2 protein-coding genes are annotated in these 1,286 nt (G+C 50.7%); both read right to left on the bottom strand.

Features of this window, described 5'->3' with window-relative positions; all coding sequences use genetic code 11:
- Positions 1-851, bottom strand: an 851-nt coding sequence (locus tag DXA36_RS32595; RefSeq protein ID WP_147366678.1) for a carbohydrate ABC transporter permease, incomplete at its 3' end; no start/stop codon positions are given.
- A gap of 12 nt (positions 852-863) precedes the next feature.
- Positions 864-1,286, bottom strand: a 423-nt coding sequence (locus tag DXA36_RS32590) for an ABC transporter permease subunit (RefSeq protein ID WP_118683635.1), incomplete at its 5' end; no start/stop codon positions are given.

Here is a 1,286-nt window from a genome sequence, read left to right as displayed (position 1 = left end):
CCCTTTGTAAAATACTTCTGCATGAACGGATAGATACACAGCATGGGCAGCGCCGCTATGAAAAGCTGGGCTGCCTGATAGGTATCCGATCCGATAGACGCCATTTTCTGCTGCTCCTCCGCAGAAAGACTCTCCATGTCCACGTTCAGTACGGTTGCCTGCAGATAACTCATCAGCGGATACTGGGACGGCGTTTTCATGTAGATAATACCGTTAAACCATTCGTTCCACTGCGCCAGGCTGCAGTAGACGGCAATCGTTGCCAGGGCAGGCGTTGCCAGCGGCAGGAACACGCGGAAAAGTATCGTCCACTGCCCCGCCCCATCCAGCAGGGCCGCCTCTTCCAGCTCCTCCGGCAGCCCCCTGAAAAAGTTCAGCAGCAGCATCACATAAAATACCGTAACCGCAGACGGCAGTATCAATGCCCAAAGGCTGCCTATCAGCCCCAGCCTGCTGACGATCATATACGTTGGGATTAATCCTCCATTGATCAGCATGGGAATAAAGAAGTACCAGGCAAATATACTTCTTCCGTAGAACTTCTTCGGGCTTTTAGACAATGGATAGGCGGACAGCACGGTCAGCGTCAGGGTAAATACAAGCGACAGGGCCGTCCGTACCACCGAGATCCCCATGGACTTCCAGAAGGCCTGATACCCCAGAAGGTATTCATAGGTGGCCGTAGTAAACTTTTTCGGCCAGAAGGTCACATTTCCCGCCACCACCTGGGCGTTGTCGCTTAAGGATACCGCCAGCATATATACCATGGGAGCCAGACAGAAAAGGGCAACCGCCACTAGAAAAATACTGTTTATAACATTAAAAATTTTCTCCCCTTTTGAAACAGGCATATCCGTCCCTCCTTAAAAAATCCGGTAACCGGCAAATTTGTAAGCACTCAGGTAAGAGGTTCCCACCAGCACCATGGATACCAGGGACTTGAAAATACCTATCGCCGTGGACAGTGAGTAATTGGCATTGACCAGACCGATCCGGTATACAAGCGTATCCAGCACATCCCCCGTCTTATACACCGTGGGGCTGTAAAGATTGAAAATCTGGTCAAAATTGGCATTCATGACAGAGCCGATGTTCAAAAGCAGCATCAGCATGATTATCGGCAGCATTCCCGGCAGGGTGATATGTATAATCTGCTGGAGCCGGTTCGCCCCGTCCATCACAGCCGATTCATAAAGGCTGGGGTCAATGGACGTAATGGCCGCCAGATAAACAATGGTATTAAACCCGAATTCCTTCCAGATATCCGTAACCACCATGGTTCCCTG

Source organism: Eisenbergiella sp. OF01-20, from assembly GCF_003478085.1.
Lineage (GTDB): Bacteria > Bacillota > Clostridia > Lachnospirales > Lachnospiraceae > Eisenbergiella.
Note: the sequence above shows the minus strand (reverse complement) of the source record. Positions and strands in the feature narration are given on the sequence as shown.